Genomic DNA, 18,969 nt, shown 5'->3' on the forward strand with positions numbered 1-18,969 from the left:
GCATGAAACTCGACCTGAAGATCCTCGATGCGCGCATGCGCGAACAACTCCCGGCCTACGCCACCACCGGCAGCGCGGGCCTCGACCTGCGCGCCTGCCTCGACGAACCGTTGACGCTGAAACCCGGCGAAACCGCGCTGGTACCGACGGGTCTGGCAATTCACGTCGGCGATCCGGGTTATGCGGCGTTGATTCTGCCGCGCTCGGGGCTGGGTCATAAACATGGGATCGTGCTGGGCAATTTAGTCGGCCTGATCGATTCGGATTATCAAGGTCAGCTGATGATCTCGACGTGGAACCGCGGCGAGACCACGTTCGTGCTGAATCCGATGGAGCGCCTCGCGCAACTCGTGATCGTGCCGGTGGTTCAGGCCGAATTCAATATCGTCGACGATTTCGAAAGCAGCGAGCGTGGTGCGGGCGGCTTCGGGAGCACCGGCAAGCATTGAGTGCGTAATCGGCTCCGGGTCGCCAACTGCAGACTGAGGGCTGTTGGTCGAAGCGAACTGAAATGGCCATAAAAAAACGGCGCGGGTTTAAACCCGCGCCGTTTTTTCTGCCAGCCGTAACGCCTGAAATTTACTCGACCTCGACCGCTTCCGGATTCGGATTGCGCGGCGCCGGATGCTCGTCGAAGGTCAACTGCACCTTGTCTTCCGCATCCACGTCGACCGTCACGCGGCCGCCGTTCATCAGCTTGCCGAACAGCAGCTCGTCGGCCAGCGCACGGCGGATCGTATCCTGGATCAGACGCTGCATCGGCCGCGCGCCCATCAACGGATCGAAACCGTGCTTGGCGAGGTGAGCACGCAGCGCGTCGGTGAAGAGCGCATCGACCTTCTTCTCATGCAACTGGTCTTCCAGCTGCATCAGGAACTTGTCGACCACGCGCATGATGATTTCCTCATCGAGCGAGCGGAAGCTGATCGTTGCGTCCAGACGGTTACGGAACTCCGGCGTGAACATGCGCTTGATGTCGACCATTTCGTCGCCGGTTTCCCGACGGTTCGTGAAACCGATCACCGACTTGCCCATTGCCTCGGCGCCCGCGTTCGTCGTCATGATGATGATGACGTTGCGGAAATCCGCCTTGCGGCCGTTGTTGTCCGTCAACGTGCCGTGGTCCATCACCTGCAGCAGCACGTTGTAGATGTCCGGATGCGCCTTCTCGATTTCGTCGAGCAGCAGCACGCAATGCGGCTTCTTCGTGACAGCTTCGGTGAGCAAACCACCCTGGTCGAAACCGACATAGCCCGGCGGCGCGCCAATCAACCGGCTCACCGCATGACGCTCCATATACTCCGACATGTCGAAGCGGATCAGCTCGATCCCTAGCGTGAACGCCAGCTGCTTCGCCACTTCCGTCTTGCCGACGCCCGTGGGGCCCGAGAATAGGAACGCACCGATCGGCTTGTCGAGCTTGCCGAGGCCCGCACGCGCCATCTTGATCGCGGCCGACAGCGCGTCGATAGCCGGGTCTTGCCCGAACACCACGCTCTTCAGATCCCGATCCAGCGTTTGCAACTTGCTGCGATCATCTTGCGACACGCTTTGCGGCGGGACGCGTGCAATCTTCGAGATGATTTCTTCGATCTCGTTCTTGCCGATGGTTTTCTTCTGCTTCGACTTCGGCAGGATGCGTTGCGCCGCGCCTGCTTCGTCGATCACGTCGATCGCCTTGTCCGGCAGATGACGATCCGTGATGAAGCGCGCCGACAACTCAGCCGCCGCCGACAGCGCACCCGACGAATACTTCACGCCGTGGTGCTCTTCGAAACGCGACTTCAGCCCGCGCAGAATCGCCACCGTCTGCTCGACGGTCGGCTCGGTCACGTCGACCTTCTGGAAACGGCGCGACAAAGCCGCGTCTTTTTCGAAGATGCCGCGATATTCGGTGAACGTGGTGGCGCCGATGCACTTGAGCGTGCCCGACGACAACGCCGGCTTCAGCAGATTCGATGCGTCGAGCGTGCCGCCCGATGCGGCGCCCGCGCCGATCAGCGTATGAATTTCGTCGATGAACAGAATGGCGTGCGGACGCTCCTTCAATTCCTTGAGGACCGTCTTCAGACGTTGCTCGAAGTCACCGCGGTACTTGGTGCCGGCCAGCAGCGCGCCCATGTCGAGCGAATACACCTGCGCATCGGCCAGGATATCCGGCACTTCGCCGCGCGTAATGCGCCAGGCGAGCCCTTCGGCGATCGCGGTCTTGCCCACCCCGGCCTCACCGACCAGCAGCGGATTGTTCTTGCGCCTGCGGCATAGCACCTGCACCACGCGCTCGACCTCAGACTCGCGCCCGATCAGCGGATCGATGCGGCCGTCTTTCGCCATCTGGTTCAGGTTCTGCGTGAACTGGGCGAGCGGCGTTTCCTTCTGCGCGGCGGCCTCGTCGGACTCGGCATTCGCGTCGCTCGCTTTCGCGGCGTCCGTGCTGCTGGTCTTCGCGATGCCATGCGAGATGAAATTCACCACGTCCAGACGCGTCACGCCCTGCTGCTGCAGGTAGTACACCGCATGCGAATCCTTCTCGCCGAAGATCGCCACCAGCACATTCGCGCCGGTCACTTCCTTCTTGCCATTCGAGGTGGACTGCACATGCATGATCGCGCGCTGGATCACACGCTGGAAACCCAGCGTGGGCTGCGTGTCGACGTCGTCCGTGCCAGGCACGGTAGGCGTGTTGTCATGAATGAAATTGCGCAGGTTCTGGCGCAGATCCTCGATATTGGCCGCGCATGCACGCAACACCTCCGCAGCCGTTGGATTGTCCAACAGTGCCAGCAAAAGGTGTTCGACCGTTATGAACTCGTGCCGCGCCTGGCGTGCTTCCATGAACGCCATGTGCAGGCTGACTTCCAGTTCCTGGGCAATCATGCTTCCTCCATCACACACTGCAGCGGATGCCCGGCCTGCCGTGCGTGGGTAACGACTTGCTCGACTTTGGTCGACGCGATGTCCCGCGTATAGACCCCACAAACTCCCCTGCCCTCGCGATGCACCTTCAACATCACCTGCGTTGCGGTTTCACGATCTTTATTGAAATATTCCTGCACGATCATCACGACAAATTCCATTGGCGTGAAGTCGTCATTCAGCAGCACCACCTTGTACATGGATGGCGGCTTGAGCTTTTTCTCCTGCCGCTCCAGTACGGTGCTGTCCTGCTTGTCCGGGATAATCGCCATACACCCATTCTAAACAACTAGGACAGGCCCGCAATCCTGTCAAAACCCGGCATACCGGCCGGTGAGCCCGTTCGCCACCGCCTGATGGGTAATTACCCCCACGGCGTTGCGTCATTCGACGAGCCGATTGCGGAGCCGGCCCCTATCCTGTGAAGCGTCGCAGTCGTGCTGCGCCGCAGTCGGATCGAGTATCGCACAACCTGCCAGTACTGGCTGAAGCTGCTCGCCCGGCCTGTACCGGTAGTTTGTACGACCCGCAGAACTGCATGTGAGTCGATTATGCGACTTTTCAAGACACCCCGCTCGGGCAACCGCACATAACAAAACAAAAGCCGGAAAAACCCTGGAAACGCCTGTTTGCAACACGACAACGACGTCTCAAAATTTTCTTGACACTCGAATAAAGAGCCTCAACAATCAAGCTGGCACTTTTTTCACTGCGCCATAATTTCGAAAAAATGCCGTTGGTGAGCTTGTGAGGAGGGAGCGGCTGCATCGTGCGGCCGTCGAGCTTTTCGAGGGCTCGTGGTAGTGACATGAGTTACAGGGGAAGTTGGAATGGCAACTGGTACGGTCAAATGGTTCAATGACGCAAAAGGTTTCGGATTCATCACGCCTGACGAAGGCGGCGAGGATCTGTTTGCACACTTCTCGGCCATCCAGATGAATGGGTTCAAGACCCTCAAGGAAGGTCAAAAAGTAACCTTCGAGGTCGTGCAAGGCCCGAAAGGCAAACAGGCATCGAACATCCAGGCACCTGCCTGAAACTGTTCGTTACCCGTCCTTTGAAACCCGGCTCAATGCCGGGTTTCTTTTTTTGGCGAGTCGTTCTAATCCGATTCGCACCTTGAAGTGAATCGCCACCGCGGCCCGATACATCGATTGAGCGAATGTCCCAGATAATGGATACCCGCATTCCTTTCCGAACGCTTTCGATGCGCACCTGTTAGCGGCCATGAAAAAACCCCGGCCGCCTCGCGGCGCCGGGGTTTTCGATTCAAGCCGGACAGGCCGGTGCGAATCGCTTACATATTTCCGATCAAGACCTGACCGAAGCCCGAACAGGACACTTGTGTCGCACCTTCCATCAAACGCGCGAAATCGTACGTGACACGTTTTTGCAGAATCGACTTTTCCATCGACTTGATGATCAGATCGGCCGCTTCAGTCCAGCCCATGTGACGCAACATCATCTCAGCCGAGAGAATTTCCGAACCCGGATTCACGTAGTCTTTGCCGGCGTACTTCGGGGCCGTGCCGTGCGTGGCTTCAAACATGGCGACCGAATCCGACATGTTCGCGCCCGGCGCAATCCCAATACCGCCGACTTGCGCGGCCAGCGCGTCCGAAACGTAGTCGCCGTTCAGATTCAGCGTGGCGATCACGTCGTATTCGGCCGGACGCAGCAGGATCTGCTGCAGGAACGCGTCGGCGATCACGTCTTTCACCACGATGTCGCCGCCCGTTTTCGGGTTCTTGATCTTCATCCACGGGCCGCCGTCGATCAGTTCCGCGGCAAATTCCTTCTGCGCCAGCGCATAACCGTAGTCGCGGAAAGCGCCTTCCGTGAACTTCATGATGTTGCCCTTATGCACGAGCGTGACCGAGCGGCGATCGTTGTCGATCGCATACTGGATCGCCTTGCGCACGAGGCGCTCCGTGCCTTCACGCGACACCGGCTTGACACCGATTCCCGAGGTTTCCGGGAAGCGGATCTTCTTCACGCCCATTTCTTCGCGCAGGAACTTGATGACCTTCTTCGCGTCTTCCGAGCCGGCAGGCCATTCGATGCCGGCATAGATATCTTCCGAGTTCTCGCGGAAGATCACCATGTCGATCTTCTCAGGCTCACGCACCGGCGAAGGCACGCCCTTGAAGTACTGCACCGGGCGCAGGCAAACATACAGATCGAGCTCCTGGCGCAGCGCGACGTTCAGCGAACGGATGCCCCCGCCAACCGGCGTGGTGAGCGGCCCCTTGATCGAGACGACGTATTCCTTCAGCACCTGCAGCGTTTCTTCCGGCAGCCACACGTCCGGGCCGTACACCTTGGTCGATTTCTCGCCGGCGTAGATTTCCATCCAGTGGATTTTCTTCTTGCCCGCATAGGCTTTTTCTACCGCCGCATCCACCACTTTCAACATCACCGGCGTAATGTCGAAGCCCGTGCCGTCGCCTTCGATATACGGAATGATCGGCTGGTCGGAAACGTTGAGCGAGAAATCTGCGTTGACGGTGATCTTGTCACCGCCGGTCGGAACCTTGATGTGCTGATACGGCATGATCGGACTCCAGTGAAGGCTGTGCTGAAAGCTGATGGGAGACTGCGGAAACTGGGTGCTCCTCGCTACGCGCTATGCCGGACGCCCGCGAGCGGCCTGGTCGCCTATTCTAGCCCACGCCGGCGCGGCAACGAGGCCGGAGCGGCTCGGGGTTTTCCAACATTGTCGAAAATCAAAACCGGCAAGACGCTTTACTCTTATGTCTTATATAAGACAACTGATTTACTGAAACTGATTATGCATTATTATTCCGCGCTTTACTATTGGGCCAGCGCCCCGCCCGGTTTGTGTGGCACGCCACCACCGCGGCCCGCGCCGACCGACCTTCTTCGATTCCCTTATGCGACTTCTCGCCCTGAACAAACCGTTCGGCACCATCTGTCAGTTTTCGCCGCACGAAACACGGGCGTCGCTGGCCGATTGGGTGAAAGTGCCCGGCGTCTATCCGGCGGGCCGGCTCGATTCCGATAGTGAAGGACTGTTGCTTCTCACTGATGACGGCGCGCTGCAAGCCCGCATCGCCGAACCGCGCCACAAACTGGTCAAACGTTATTGGGCGCAAGTAGAAGGTGCGGTGGACGATGCCACGCTGAAGAAGCTCGCGCGCGGCGTCGATCTCGGCGATTACGTGACGCGGCCCTGCCGCGCGGAGTACGTCGAGCCTGCCGACTCGCTCTGGGCACGCACACCGCCGATCCGCTATCGCGCCGCGATTCCGACCACATGGATCGAGTTGTCGATTACCGAGGGCAAGAACCGTCAGGTGCGACGCATGACCGCTGCGGTCGGTTTTCCGACGTTGCGTCTCGTACGCGCCGGTATCGGCGCACTCGATATTTTTTCGCTCGGACTGCAGCCAGGAGAGAGTGTTGAGTTACCGCTGAACGCGCCATGGGACGGCGTGGTCTGATGCTGCCTGGCTGCGCGCCATTGCCGCGGCGAACTCGCATCGAGATCGTTTCCGCACCCGCGGAGAAAAGGCTAACTCGTTGTATCCGCAAACAAAAATAGCGCGTGAAACCAACGTAAAACCGCGTGAAACAATTGCGCTCGCGACCACTGCTCAGCCATTCATTTGCATCAGCACGCCGGCATATAAATTTTCCACAAAAAACACGTCAACCAGCGCGCAAGCTCACGCGTTATTCGACGCAGATGCCGCCCAAAGCTATCCGGCATTCAGCCTTAAGAGCCTTTGCACAAGCCGCTTGCGCGGCGAGTACAGGCAGTCTGAGCGCTAAGCAGACGCGTCGAAAAAAATGTCGATGCGGCTGTCAACCGAAAGGTGGATGGCACGTTTACCGACATGACTCTACATATAACCGGGTCATTTGGTTAATTAACTCAAGCTGAGGATTTACAAAATGAACAAACTGATCGCCGCTCTGGTCGCTGGCCTCTTCGCAACGGCAGCATTCGCACAAGCTTCGGCACCGGCAGCAGCTTCGGCAGCTCCGGCAGCAGCTGCTTCGTCGGCAAAGAAGGCTGAACACAAGAAGTCGCACAAGAAGTCGCACAAGAAGGCAGCAGCTGCTGCTGCAGCTTCGGGCGCATCGGAGTAAGTTTGTCGTAAAAACGCAGTCAAGAACACGCTTCATTGCCGTTCTTACGGCGTTGAAAGGCAGATCACCGCAAGGCGATCTGCCTTTTTGTTTTTGACGCGCTCGCGTAACATTCGCGGGTTAATTTCCAGCAAGGAGTCATGCCGTGCGATTTCCCATGCGCTCGTTGATTGCGCGTTTCGCTGTTGCCGTTGCACTGCCGCTCGCCGCGATTTCGTTCGCCGCGACCACCGCTGCCCCCGCTCATGCGCAACAGATGCCGGCCGGCGCGAAACAGCCCGGCGACTTCCCGCGCGCGAAGCTGACGGCGGGCATGTTCGTGATCGACGCAGCTGTCGCCGCCAACGACGCGGACCGCGAACAAGGCCTGATGTATCGCACGACGCTTGCGCCGAATGAAGGCATGCTGTTCGTCTTCAATGAAAACGCCGTGCACTGCTTCTGGATGAAGAACACGTTGATCCCGCTGTCGATCGCTTTCATGCGCGCCGACGGCACGGTCACCGACATCGACGAAATGCAGGCCGAAACCACCAACAATCACTGCCCGAAGAACAACGGCGTGTATGCGTTGGAAATGAGCAAGGGCTGGTTCTCGTCGAAAGGCATCAAGCCGGGGATGAAAATCCAGGGGTTGCCGGCCGCGCAGTAAACGCGCGCCGCCACGGCGATACCCTGCCGCGTCTTCAGCGGCCGCTTTCCGGAAAAGCCGGTGCCTTTCGCGAGGCGCCGGCTTTTTTGCGTTCCACGTAGGCCTAAGAATGCCCAACATGGCGCGAAAGCGATCCGCGCCGCGCCGGGAGCCATACCAGCAGGCCATCACGCGCGGCTGGCAAGATTCCTGCAAAAGACAGGCCGACGCGCTATCCTAGTATTCTTAGCAAAGCAGCAAAGAGGCTCCCCGGGCGGCACAGACTGTTGCCCGGCAAGCGTTTCAGGCGCGCCATTTCAAGGAGGTTCACGTGCCCCGCAAGACTCCCATCGAGCGCTACCGGAATATCGGCATTAGCGCTCACATCGACGCCGGCAAAACCACCACTACTGAACGCATCCTGTTCTACACAGGCGTGACCCACAAGATCGGCGAGGTTCACGACGGTGCTGCCACGATGGACTGGATGGAACAGGAGCAGGAGCGCGGCATCACCATCACGTCGGCGGCCACCACCGCCTTCTGGAAGGGCATGGCCGGCAACTATCCCGAACATCGGATCAACATCATCGACACTCCGGGCCACGTCGACTTCACGATTGAAGTGGAACGCTCGATGCGCGTGCTCGACGGCGCGTGCATGGTGTACGACTCGGTCGGCGGCGTGCAGCCGCAATCCGAAACCGTGTGGCGCCAGGCGAACAAGTACAAGGTGCCGCGCATTGCGTTCGTCAACAAGATGGACCGTGTGGGCGCGGACTTCTTCCGCGTGCAGCGGCAGATCGGCGATCGCCTGAAGGGTGTCGCCGTGCCGATCCAGATTCCGGTCGGTGCGGAAGATCATTTCCAGGGCGTGGTCGACCTCGTCAAGATGAAGGCGATCTACTGGGACGAAGAAAACCAGGGGATCAAGTTCGAATACCGCGACATCCCGGCCGAACTCGCGGATACCGCGAAGGAATGGCATGACAAGATGGTCGAGGCCGCCGCTGAAGCGAGCGAGGAACTGCTCGACAAGTACCTGCATGGCGGTGTGCTGACGGAGGAGGAAATCAAGCACGGCATTCGTGTGCGCACCATCGCCAACGAGATCGTGCCGATGCTGTGCGGCAGCGCGTTCAAGAACAAGGGCGTGCAGGCCATGCTCGACGCGGTGATCGACTATCTGCCGTCGCCGGTCGACGTGCCCGCCATCACGGGTCACGACGAACACGACAAGGAGATCGAACGTCATCCGCGCGACGACGATCCGTTCTCGGCGCTCGCCTTCAAGATCATGACCGACCCGTTCGTCGGCCAGCTGATCTTTTTCCGCGTTTATTCGGGCGTGGTGAATTCGGGCGACACCGTCTACAACGCGGTCAAGGAGAAGAAGGAGCGCCTCGGCCGGATCCTGCAGATGCATGCGAACGAGCGCAAGGAAATCAAGGAAGTCTACGCGGGCGACATCGCCGCGGCAGTCGGCCTGAAGGAAGCGACTACTGGCGACACGCTGTGCGATCCGCAGCACGTGATCATTCTCGAGCGGATGATTTTCCCGGAGCCGGTGATTTCGCAGGCCGTCGAGCCGAAGACCAAGGTCGACCAGGAAAAGATGGGCATCGCGCTCAATCGTCTGGCGCAGGAAGACCCGTCGTTCCGCGTGCAGACGGATGAAGAATCCGGCCAGACCATCATCTCCGGGATGGGCGAGCTGCACCTGGAGATTCTGGTCGACCGCATGAAGCGCGAGTTCGGCGTCGAGGCGACCGTCGGCAAGCCGCAGGTGGCTTACCGCGAAACGGTGCGCAACAAGATCGAGGATGTCGAAGGCAAGTTCGTCAAGCAGTCGGGCGGGCGCGGCCAGTACGGTCACGCGGTGATCACGCTCGAACCTGCGCCGCAAGGCAAGGGCTACGAATTCGTCGACGCTATCAAGGGCGGTGTGATTCCGCGCGAATACATTCCGGCGGTCGACAAGGGCATTCAGGAAACGCTGAAAGCCGGCGTGCTGGCAGGCTATCCGGTGGTCGACGTGAAGGTGACGCTGACCTTCGGTTCGTACCACGACGTCGACTCGAACGAAAACGCATTCCGTATGGCCGGTTCGATGGCCTTCAAGGACGCGATGCGCAAGGCGAGGCCCGTGCTGCTCGAACCGATGATGGCGGTGGAGGTGGAAACGCCGGAAGACTTCATGGGCAACGTGATGGGCGATCTGTCGAGCCGCCGCGGCATGGTCCAAGGCATGGAAGACATCGCCGGGGGCGGCGGCAAGCTGGTGCGTGCCGAAGTGCCGCTCGCGGAAATGTTCGGCTATTCGACGTCGCTGCGTTCGGCCACGCAAGGCCGCGCGACCTACACGATGGAGTTCAAGCACTACGCGGAAACGCCGAGCAACGTCGCGGAAGCCGTGATCAACGCAAAGCAGAAGTAAGCGCCGCAGGTTGCCGCACGCGATGTGCTGCGGCCTGCTAAGCCATGAAAGCAGACAGCAAAAAGCCCGTCCCCTGTGGATGGGCTTTTTTTTTCGCCCACAAAACCGCCCGCGGCCGCAGGCAACACACACGTTTTTGAACGTGCAAAAATGCCGCAAGGCACCGCGCCCAGCACCCGGACGCCCGCCCACGAGGAGGCACACCATGAGCCAGGATCACGAACACCCGCATTACAAGGACGAGCATGCGTCGGCGCCGGTCGACTGGCGCGAGCACGGCGTCAAGGTCATCAAGGCAGACCAGCTCGACAGCAATACCGCGCAAACGCCGGGCATGAATCGCGCGGCGGCGATCAACGCGGCGCGCGTCGGCGCACAGAAAATCTGGGCCGGCACCGTGACGATCCATCCGAATGCAAAGACTGGCGCGCATCATCACGGCGCACTCGAAAGCGTGATCTACGTGGTGCGCGGCCAGGCACGCATGCGCTGGGGTGAGCATCTGGAGTTCACGGCCGAGGCGGGCCCAGGCGACTTCATCTTCGTGCCGCCCTATGTGCCGCATCAGGAAATCAACGCGAGCACCGACGAGCCGCTCGAGTGCGTGCTGGTGCGCAGCGACAATGAAGCGGTGGTGGTGAATCTGAATATCGACGCGGTGGAGGCGCCGGAAACGGTCTTCTGGGTCGATCCGATTCACAAGCATCCGCACGATCACTAAACTTTTCTCACGCAACTCATGACGCCGACCGCCTCGCTGCGCCCTCGCCTCATCACGCTCTATGCCGTACTGATCGCCGCCAATCTCGGTGCATGGGCGTGGGCGCTGATCGCGTTTCGCCACTATCCGCTGCTGCTCGGCACGGCGTTGCTCGCGTATGGTTTCGGTCTGCGTCACGCGGTCGACGCGGACCACATCGCCGCGATCGACGCCGTCACGCGCAAGCTGATGCAGGCGGGCAAGCGGCCGCTCGGCGTAGGCCTGTCGTTCTCGCTGGGCCATTCGACGATCGTGATTCTGGCAACGGCCGGCATTGCCTGGACCGCGCATTCGCTGCACGACCGCTTCGAAACCTTCAAGGCCGTGGGCGGTACGATCGGCACCATCGTGTCGGCCGTGTTTCTGCTGGTGCTGGCCTGCGTGAACCTCGTGATTCTGCGCGACGTGTGGCGCCGCTATCGCCACGTCCAGCGCGGCGGCGAACTCGCTGCTGAAACCGCGGCCGGCATCGCGCCCGCCGGCCTGCTGTCGCGCGCGCTGCGGCCGATGTTCCGGCTTGTGACGAAAAGCTGGCACATGTACCCGGTCGGCGTGCTGTTCGGCCTCGGCTTCGACACCGCGACCGAGATCGGCCTGCTGGCGATTGCCGCGTCCGAGGCCGGCAAAGGTCTGCCGCTGTATTCGATCCTCGTGTTCCCCGCGCTCTTCACCGCCGGCATGACGCTGGTCGATTCGACCGACAACGTGCTGATGGTCCACGCTTACGGCTGGGCCATGGACGACCCGAAGCGCAAGCTCTACTACAACGCGAGCATCACGTTCGTTTCGGCGGTGGTGGCGATTGTCATTGGCGGCGTCGAAGCGTTGGGGCTGCTATCGGACAAGCTCGGTCTGAACGGCGGCGTATGGGACGCGGTGGCGAGCCTCAACGAGCGCTTCGGCGAACTGGGCTACGGCATCGTCGCCACCTTCGTGGCCTGCTGGATCGGCTCGGTGCTGCTCCATCGCTGGCGCCGCCCCCGCACCGTTGCGCGGTAAATCCAACCCGCTTGCGTGGCGTGATCGGTAACGTTTCCACGAAGCCGACGACGACGCAGCGATTCCCGCGCTGCGGCATCCTGCACTTTCGTGCGCTTCTCGCGACACAGGCCACCGAGCGTTGTGGCGACGACACACACCGGCCCTTTTATCCGCGATCCGGAACCGGAGCGCGCGGCGGGCGCTCCGAACCAGTGGGCAATCGCTTACACTGAAACCGCATTTCAGCATGGCGGCTCATGGCAGTTTTTCGTCATGGCAATCAGCCGCCCCGTCGCGCGCATCCGGCGCGGCCCTTCAGAACCGACAGCAGAACGGACTGGACACTCCATCAATGAAGACTCCCGCGGATCGACTTCCCGAACTCGACCTGGCCCGCCGCACCGCCGACGCCTACGGCAATCACGCCATCGACGAATTCATCGCCGGCCGTATCACGCGCCGCGATCTGCTGCGCTATGCCGGCGTGATCGGTTTGTCACTGGCTGGCGGCGGCGTACTGAATGCGCCGCTCGCGCGCGCGCAAGGCACGCCGGGCCCCTCTAACCAGACGATCCGCGTGGCTCACCTGACGCCGGCCGGCGCGGTCGATCCGCTCACGGTGACCGATGCCGCGAGTCTCGCGCTGCTCAATCAGACCGGTGAATTCCTGATCGACGACGACGGCGAAAAGCTCGTGCTGAAGCCGGCGCTTGCCTTGTCGTGGAAACCGAACGACAAAGGCGATGTGTGGACCTTCAAGCTACGCTCGAACGTCAAATTCCACGACGGCCAGGCATTCACCGCCAAAGACGTCGTCGCCACCTTCGATCGTCTCGCCGATCCGGCAAGCGGTTCGGCGGCGCTCTCAGTGCTCAAGGGCGTGCTGTCCAAAGGCGGCGCGAAAGTAGTCGACGAACACACGGTTGCCTTCCATCTCGACGCGCCGAACGGCAACTTCCCCTACTACGTTTCTTCGGACAATTACAACGCCGTGATCCTGCCCGCGAACTATGCGGGCGGTTACGAAAAGAGCTTCATCGGCACCGGTCCGTTCAAGCTCGAGAAGTATCAGGCGAAGGTTGGCGCGTCTTTCGTGCGCAATCCCGATTACTGGGGCGATAAAGCGTTACCACAACGCGTACAGTTCTCGTTCTACGCCGACGAACAGGCGCAATTGCTCGCGCTGCAAGGTCGTCAGGCCGACGTGATGGGTACGTTCACCGTGCAGGGTGGTGCCGGCATCCTGAATAATCCGGACTACAAAGCGGTCGGCGTGAAATCGAGCGCGCATCGCCAGATTCACATGCGCAACGACAGCCCCCTGTTCAAGGACAAGCGCGTCCGGCAGGCACTGGCGTTGTCGCTCGATCGCGACGTGCTCGTGCGAGGTCTGTTCAAGGGCCGCGCGCAGCTCGGCAACGACAGCCCGTTCGCGCCGGTGTTTCCGTCTTCCGACGCAGGCGTTGCGCAACGCAGGATCGACATCGCGAAAGCGAAGCAACTGCTTGCGCAAGCGGGCGTGCCGAACGGTTTCGACGTCACGCTGACCACCGAAAAGTACATGGAGATTCCCGATCTCGCGGTGGTCGTGCAGAACGCGGCGAAGGCAATCGGCGTGCGCATCAATCTGAAAGTGGAAAGCCAGTCGCTGTACTACGGCGCGGGCACGCCGGGCAAATCGGACTGGCTCGACTCGCCGCTCGGCATCACCGATTACGGTCACCGCGGTGTGCCGAACGTGTTCCTGAATGCGCCGCTCACCAGCACCGGCACGTGGAATGCCGCGCATTTCAAGAACCCGCAATACGATCAACTGGTCGCGCAGTTCGTCGCGGCGATCGACCTGGGCACGCAGCGAAAGATCTCCGGACAGATCCAGACCTTGTTGCTCGACGAAACGCCCGTCATCATCCCGTTCTTCTACGATCAACTGATCGCGATGCGTAAGGAAGTAAATGGCGTGCGCTTCACCGCACTCGCGCAGCTTTATTTCGATCGCGCGGTGTTAAGCGCGTGATGTCGAGCGCACGGTTGAGTGCAAGCTTGAGTGCACGGCACTTCTTCGGCAGGAGTTCACGATGTCGACCACGGTGACCCCTTCCGCGTCCCCGGTCTCGAGCGGCAACGCCGGGCGCGTCGTGCGATTTCTGGCGACCCGGCTCGGTTTGTCGCTGATCACGCTGTGGCTGCTGTCGGTGATCGTATTCGCGGGTGGGCAGTTGCTGCCTGGCGATATCGGCCGTGCGGTGCTCGGGCCGCTCGCCGACGCACGCGCGGTCGCCGCGCTCAATCACCAGCTTGGCGCGGACCGCCCGCTCATGACGCAATACGTGGAGTGGATCTCGCATTTCGTGCGCGGCGACATGGGCCTCTCCTATGCATACCGCGAACCGGTCGGACCGTTTATTGCCGAGGCACTGGCGCATTCGGCCAAGCTCGGCCTGCTCGCGTTTATCGTCGTCGTGCCGCTCGGCATTGCGGGCGGTGTGTGGTCGGCGATGCATGCGGGACGCTGGCTCGATCGCACCATCAGCATCGCCGGTTTGTCGGCCACCGTGGTGCCGGAATTCGTTTCGTCGATCGTGCTGATTCTGGTGTTCGGCGTGTGGCTGCGCTGGCTGCCGATCGAAGCGTCGTATCCGCCCGAAGCGAGCGCGCTCGAACAGTTGCGGCATCTGATTCTGCCGGTGCTGCCGCTAGTGCTGGTGTTTTTCGGCTACATCGCGCGGATGGCCCGCGCGGGCACCGTCGAAGCACTCGACGCGGATTACACCCGCACCGCGATCCTCAAGGGCTTGCCGCGCCGTACCGTGATCTGGCGGCACGTCTTGCGCAATGCGCTGCTGCCGACCATCACCGTGGCCGCGACACAACTCGGCTATATGATCGGCGGTCTCGTGGTGGTCGAGACGCTGTTCCACTATCAAGGCATCGGCTCGCTGATTTACAACGCGGCCAAGGCCAAGGACTTTCCCATGCTCGAAGCGGGCGTGCTGACGATCGGCGTGGTCTACACCGTCGCCAATCTCGTCGCCGATGCGCTGCACGTCCTGCTCAATCCGCGATTGCGGGTGAGGAGCGCCGAATGAGCAGCATCGTTCCGCCGGCCACGCCGCCCGCGCCACGCGCGGCTGCCGAGCCGCGCTTCGACCAGTTGCGTGTGCTGCTGCGCTCGCCCACGTTCGTGGTCGGCGTGTTGATCGTCGGCTGGTGGGTCGTCTGCGCGATCGCCGGGCAATGGATCGTGCGGATCGACCCGTATGCCTCCGATCCGCTCAACTCGCTGACACCGCCCGACGGCACGCATTGGTTCGGCACCGATCAACTCGGCCGCGACGTGTTTTCGCGCGTGATCGTCGGTGCTCGCGACATTCTGACCATCGCCCCGCTCGCGACCCTGCTCGGCACGGTCGCCGGAACCGCCCTCGGCCTGATCGTCGGCTACTTCGAGGGCTGGGTCGACAACGTCGTGGGCCGCGCGATCGACGCCGTGCTCGCGTTGCCGCTCGTGATCGTCGCGTTGCTCGCGCTGGCCGCGGTCGGCGCGTCGAACTTCACCGTGATCCTCGTGATCGGCATCACCTTCACGCCGATCACCGCGCGTACGGTACGCGCCGCCGTGTTCGCCGAACGGCATCTGGACTACGTGGCCGCCGCGCAACTGCGCGGCGAGCGCGCGCCGTACATCATGTTCGCGGAGATTCTGCCGAACGTGCTGCCGCCGATTATCGTGGAGGCGACCGTGCGGCTTGGCTATGCGATTTTCGCGGTCGCCACGTTGTCGTTCCTCGGCTTCGGCATTCAGCCGCCTTCCGCCGACTGGGGACTCGCGCTCTCCGAGTCGTACACGCTGATGGCAGGCGGTGCATGGTGGACGGTCGTGTTCGCGGCCGGCGCCATCGCGTCGCTGGTGGTCGGCGTGAATCTGATCGCCGATAGCGTGCAAGGAGTGCTCGACCGATGAACGGCCCGCCGCCCGCCTCGTTCCCGGCCTTCGACGTGTCGAAGAGCGACCGCACGGATGCGCTGACCGTGGTCGGCCTGAGTGTCACGTACCGGATGCGCGGACGCGATCGCGAAGTGCTGCAGGACGTCTCGTTTCGCGTGCGGCGCGGCGAGGCCTATGGTCTGGTCGGCGAATCGGGTTGCGGTAAATCGACGGTCGCGATGGCGGCGCTGCGCTATCTGCCGCGCAACGGCAAGGTGAAGGCCGGCAAGATCATCATCGCCGGCCAGGACGTGCAGAAGCTCGACGCCGACGCGTTGCGCACGATGCGCGCGAACGCGATTTCGATGGTTTACCAGGACCCAGGGCGCGCCTTGAATCCGTCACTGACGATCGCGCGCCAGGTCACGGAAGCATTCGAAGCGGCCGGGGTTTCACGCGACGAAGCGCTGCAACGCACGGTCGAGATACTGCAGCGTGTGCGCATTGCTTCGCCCGAACGGGTGATGGATAGTTATCCGCATCAGTTATCGGGCGGCATGCAGCAGCGCGTGGTGATCGCGATGGCGCTCGCCTCGAACCCGGCCTTGCTGATTCTCGACGAACCGACCACCGGGCTCGACGCCACCGTCGAAGCCGAGGTGCTCGACCTGGTGGCGCAGTTGCGCGAGGAACTCGGCACCGCGGTGCTGTTCATCAGCCACAACCTCGCGGTGATCGGACGGATGTGCGAGCGCGTCGGCGTGCTGTATGCAGGCAAGCTGGTCGAGGAAGGCGCGACCCAGGACGTGTTCGCGCGGCCACGTCATCCCCATACGGTTGGACTGCTGCGCTGTTTGCCGGGTGCCGGGCGCAGCAAGGACACCGAGCGGCTCGATACCATCGCGGGCAATCTGCCTTTGCCGGGTTCGGTCACGCAAGGCTGCATTTACGCGGACCGTTGCCGCCTCGCCGACGAGCGCTGCCGCCGTGAAGCGCCGCCGCCGTACCGGGTGAGCGCCGCGCATGGCGATCAGATGTCGCGCTGCCATTATCACGAGCGCGCAATCGAACTGCCGCGTGCGTCCGTGGAAGCATTGCCGCTGCATGACGGCGCATTGCGCGACCGCGAGCGCCCTGCGCTCGTGCTGCGCGCGGACAAACTCTCGAAAACCTTCCACGTATCCGGCGCTCCACTGCGCGCGGTCGACGGCGTCTCGATCGATCTCGCCAGTGGCGAAACGCTCGGCCTCGTCGGCGAATCCGGCAGCGGCAAGACGACGCTCGCGAAACTGATGCTCGGTCTGCTCACACCGGACGCGGGCAGCGTGCTCGAACTCGACGGCGCGCCGCTCGCCGCGCGCGTCACGCGACGCAACGACGAGCAGGTCAAGTCCTTGCAGATCGTGTTCCAGAATCCGGACTCGGCGCTCAATCGCGCCCATTCGGTCAAGCGGCTGATCGGCCGCGCGTTGTCGCGCCTCACCGCCTTGCGCGGCGCCGCGATCGACGAACGGCTCGCCAGCTTGACGGCGGCGGTGCGCTTGCCCGAGCGCTATCTCGGCTCACGCACGCGCCAACTGTCCGGCGGACTCAAACAGCGCGTGGCGATCGCACGCGCGTTTGCCGGGGAACCGCGCGTGGTTGTTTGCGACGAACCCACTTCCGCGCTCGACGTCTCCGTGCAAGCCGCGATTCTCAATCTGCTCGCCGATCTGCAACGCGAGCGCGGTGTGAGCTACGTGTTCATTTCGCACGATCTGCATGTGGTGCGCTATCTGTCGGATCGCATCGCGGTGCTCTACCTCGGCCGGCTGCTGGAGATCGGACCGGCCGCCGCGGTCTTCGGCGGACCGCATCATCCTTATACGGAAGCGTTGCTGTCTTCGGTGCCGACGCTCGACGCCCACGACGGCCGCACCCGCATCCGCCTGTCCGGCAATCTGCCGAGCGCCGCCTCGCCGCCGTCCGGGTGCGTGTTCCACACGCGCTGCCCGCGCAAGCTGGGCGCGATCTGCGAGCAGCAAGACCCACCCTTCCTCGAAGCCGGCAGTGGGGCGTCTGCCCGGCCGTCCGTGCATCGCATCCGCTGCCATATCCCCGTCGACGAACTGCGCGCGCTGCAAACCGCCTCGCGCGATGACGCCGGCAACGCCTCCATCGACGGGTCGGCAAACGCCGCGCGCAACGAATAACGCGCAATAAGGCGGCTTTTCGGGGCTGCGTTTCATCGCCGAAACGTTTTCATGCGTTTTTTCCTCGCCGGCATCACAGCCCCCTATTCGATACCCGTCGCCGCAAGGCTTTGCGGGCAATGGCATGGATATCGCTAAGAACTGACCAGACATCAGGGACCAAAGAGATCGGGAAATCGTCTGAAGCGTCGCTTTTGGAAATCGCCATGACAAGAGCGATACGTGACGAAAAGCGCACCGCGACGGTATCGGCTGACGCGCATTCAAGTGCTGGTCAGCGCACCGGCTACGCAGCCGGGAAGGCAGTGATGGTGCTTGACTTGCATCCGCAAGCCAGAGTCCGGGGGGACGGTGTGGCCCGCGTTCAGACAGGCCCGCCGTCGAGGAATCAGCGTGGGAAATGACGGCAGCGAGGTGTCGGCGTTCCCTCGGGAGAGACGTGATGAAAACCAGAAAATTCAATCAGTACTACTGCGGGGTTCTACGAAGTGCGGCGATCGTGGCAGGTGTGGCTTTGCTCGTCACCCAGGTCGCGTATTCAGCCTCGACGGATGTGATCCCCAAGTGGGTGCCGTCTGCCGGTTCGCCGCAGCCGGCAAGCAGCGTGCACGTCGCGACGCAACTCGCACAGGACGACGGCGCGGCGGCAGCAGGCGCAGCGGCCACCGGCACCGCGCCCGACGAACCAACCGCCGCCGACGACGCGGCCGTGGTGTTCAGCCCGCGCAACTGCATAACCACCAGTGTCGGCGGCTGCACGCGTTATGCCGGCGGCAGCGGCCCCAGCAACGGAGCAGCGAGCGCGGGAAGCAGTAGCGGTGCTGCGAGCGGCAATGGCAATGGCGGCGGCGGCGCGGCAGGCTCGGGCGCGGCCGGCGGCGGCGGTCGGGGTAGTGGCAGCAGCGGCGGCGGCAGCAGCGGCGGTGGCAGCAGCGGTGGCGGCAGCAGCGGCGGTGGCAGCAGTGGCGGTGGCAGCAGCGGCGGTGGCAGCAGCGGCGGTGGCAGCAG

The 18,969-nt window shown here is 62.3% G+C and carries 16 protein-coding genes; 13 read left to right on the forward strand and 3 right to left on the reverse strand.

The window, feature by feature from the left end; translation table 11 throughout:
• Positions 1-2: 2 nt before the first annotated feature.
• Entirely contained in the window at positions 3-449 is a 447-nt protein-coding gene (dut, locus tag BCY88_RS07175; protein ID WP_120343582.1) for a dUTP diphosphatase, read from the forward strand.
• 130 nt (positions 450-579) lie between these two features.
• Here dut and clpA read toward each other — a convergent pair whose 3' ends face one another.
• On the reverse strand, positions 580-2,877 hold the full coding sequence (gene clpA, locus BCY88_RS07180) for an ATP-dependent Clp protease ATP-binding subunit ClpA (RefSeq protein WP_120289911.1): 2,298 nt from the start codon (positions 2,875-2,877) through the stop codon (positions 580-582).
• Positions 2,874-3,188: an ATP-dependent Clp protease adapter ClpS gene (clpS, locus tag BCY88_RS07185; RefSeq protein ID WP_028197902.1), complete on the reverse strand. Its 315-nt coding sequence runs from the start codon at positions 3,186-3,188 to the stop codon at positions 2,874-2,876. The genes clpA and clpS overlap by 4 nt, the downstream gene beginning before the upstream one ends.
• A gap of 558 nt (positions 3,189-3,746) precedes the next feature.
• On the opposite strand from clpS, the gene BCY88_RS07190 reads away from it, so the two are divergent.
• Entirely contained in the window at positions 3,747-3,953 is a 207-nt protein-coding gene (locus BCY88_RS07190) for a cold-shock protein (protein ID WP_007180614.1), read from the forward strand.
• Between the two features lie 260 nt (positions 3,954-4,213).
• Here the strand turns inward: BCY88_RS07190 and icd are convergent, their stop codons facing one another.
• Complete coding sequence (gene icd, locus BCY88_RS07195) at positions 4,214-5,470, reverse strand: NADP-dependent isocitrate dehydrogenase (protein WP_120343583.1); 1,257 nt, start codon at positions 5,468-5,470, stop codon at positions 4,214-4,216.
• Positions 5,471-5,810: 340 nt separating this feature from the next.
• Here icd and BCY88_RS07200 point away from each other — a divergent pair, with 340 nt between their 5' ends.
• The 11 genes from BCY88_RS07200 to BCY88_RS07250 all read left to right on the forward strand — a co-directional run.
• Positions 5,811-6,380: a pseudouridine synthase gene (locus BCY88_RS07200; RefSeq protein ID WP_120343584.1), complete on the forward strand. Its 570-nt coding sequence runs from the start codon at positions 5,811-5,813 to the stop codon at positions 6,378-6,380.
• Between the two features lie 454 nt (positions 6,381-6,834).
• Positions 6,835-7,032 (forward strand): hypothetical protein, encoded by a 198-nt coding sequence (locus BCY88_RS07205; protein ID WP_120343585.1) that lies wholly within the window; start codon positions 6,835-6,837, stop codon positions 7,030-7,032.
• A gap of 145 nt (positions 7,033-7,177) precedes the next feature.
• Entirely contained in the window at positions 7,178-7,684 is a 507-nt protein-coding gene (locus BCY88_RS07210; RefSeq protein WP_028197905.1) for a DUF192 domain-containing protein, read from the forward strand.
• A 310-nt stretch (positions 7,685-7,994) separates the two neighbouring features.
• Positions 7,995-10,100 carry an elongation factor G gene (fusA, locus tag BCY88_RS07215; protein WP_120343586.1) on the forward strand — a complete coding sequence of 702 codons (2,106 nt, stop codon included), beginning with the start codon at positions 7,995-7,997 and terminating at the stop codon, positions 10,098-10,100.
• Positions 10,101-10,305: 205 nt separating this feature from the next.
• Positions 10,306-10,821: a cupin domain-containing protein gene (locus tag BCY88_RS07220; protein WP_120343587.1), complete on the forward strand. Its 516-nt coding sequence runs from the start codon at positions 10,306-10,308 to the stop codon at positions 10,819-10,821.
• A gap of 18 nt (positions 10,822-10,839) precedes the next feature.
• Complete coding sequence (locus BCY88_RS07225) at positions 10,840-11,859, forward strand: HoxN/HupN/NixA family nickel/cobalt transporter (protein WP_120343588.1); 1,020 nt, start codon at positions 10,840-10,842, stop codon at positions 11,857-11,859.
• A 334-nt stretch (positions 11,860-12,193) separates the two neighbouring features.
• Complete coding sequence (locus BCY88_RS07230; protein WP_120343589.1) at positions 12,194-13,858, forward strand: ABC transporter substrate-binding protein; 1,665 nt, start codon at positions 12,194-12,196, stop codon at positions 13,856-13,858.
• Positions 13,859-13,919: 61 nt separating this feature from the next.
• On the forward strand, positions 13,920-14,930 hold the full coding sequence (locus tag BCY88_RS07235; protein WP_120343590.1) for an ABC transporter permease: 1,011 nt from the start codon (positions 13,920-13,922) through the stop codon (positions 14,928-14,930).
• Entirely contained in the window at positions 14,927-15,805 is an 879-nt protein-coding gene (locus BCY88_RS07240; protein ID WP_120343591.1) for an ABC transporter permease, read from the forward strand. The genes BCY88_RS07235 and BCY88_RS07240 overlap by 4 nt, the downstream gene beginning before the upstream one ends.
• A complete protein-coding gene (locus BCY88_RS07245) occupies positions 15,802-17,961 on the forward strand; it encodes an ABC transporter ATP-binding protein (protein ID WP_120343592.1) in 2,160 nt (719 codons plus the stop codon). Before BCY88_RS07240 ends, BCY88_RS07245 begins: the two co-directional genes overlap by 4 nt.
• Before the next feature lie 442 nt (positions 17,962-18,403).
• Positions 18,404-18,969, forward strand: a 566-nt coding sequence (locus BCY88_RS07250) for a hypothetical protein (RefSeq protein ID WP_183081305.1), incomplete at its 3' end; no start/stop codon positions are given.

This window comes from Paraburkholderia fungorum (assembly GCF_003610895.1).
GTDB classification, from domain to species: domain Bacteria; phylum Pseudomonadota; class Gammaproteobacteria; order Burkholderiales; family Burkholderiaceae; genus Paraburkholderia; species Paraburkholderia fungorum_B.

Bases quoted from the DNA above. Each gene is read 5' to 3' on its own strand.
- BCY88_RS07230 (WP_120343589.1), top strand. From the start codon at position 12,194: ATGAAGACTCCCGCGGATCGACTTCCCGAACTCGACCTGGCCCGCCGC.
- clpS (WP_028197902.1), bottom strand. From the start codon at position 3,188: ATGGCGATTATCCCGGACAAGCAGGACAGCACCGTACTGGAGCGGCAG.
- BCY88_RS07235 (WP_120343590.1), top strand. From the start codon at position 13,920: ATGTCGACCACGGTGACCCCTTCCGCGTCCCCGGTCTCGAGCGGCAAC.
- clpA (WP_120289911.1), bottom strand. From the start codon at position 2,877: ATGATTGCCCAGGAACTGGAAGTCAGCCTGCACATGGCGTTCATGGAA.
- BCY88_RS07205 (WP_120343585.1), top strand. From the start codon at position 6,835: ATGAACAAACTGATCGCCGCTCTGGTCGCTGGCCTCTTCGCAACGGCA.
- BCY88_RS07200 (WP_120343584.1), top strand. From the start codon at position 5,811: ATGCGACTTCTCGCCCTGAACAAACCGTTCGGCACCATCTGTCAGTTT.
- BCY88_RS07220 (WP_120343587.1), top strand. From the start codon at position 10,306: ATGAGCCAGGATCACGAACACCCGCATTACAAGGACGAGCATGCGTCG.
- BCY88_RS07190 (WP_007180614.1), top strand. From the start codon at position 3,747: ATGGCAACTGGTACGGTCAAATGGTTCAATGACGCAAAAGGTTTCGGA.
- icd (WP_120343583.1), bottom strand. From the start codon at position 5,470: ATGCCGTATCAGCACATCAAGGTTCCGACCGGCGGTGACAAGATCACC.
- dut (WP_120343582.1), top strand. From the start codon at position 3: ATGAAACTCGACCTGAAGATCCTCGATGCGCGCATGCGCGAACAACTC.
- BCY88_RS07240 (WP_120343591.1), top strand. From the start codon at position 14,927: ATGAGCAGCATCGTTCCGCCGGCCACGCCGCCCGCGCCACGCGCGGCT.
- BCY88_RS07225 (WP_120343588.1), top strand. From the start codon at position 10,840: ATGACGCCGACCGCCTCGCTGCGCCCTCGCCTCATCACGCTCTATGCC.
- BCY88_RS07245 (WP_120343592.1), top strand. From the start codon at position 15,802: ATGAACGGCCCGCCGCCCGCCTCGTTCCCGGCCTTCGACGTGTCGAAG.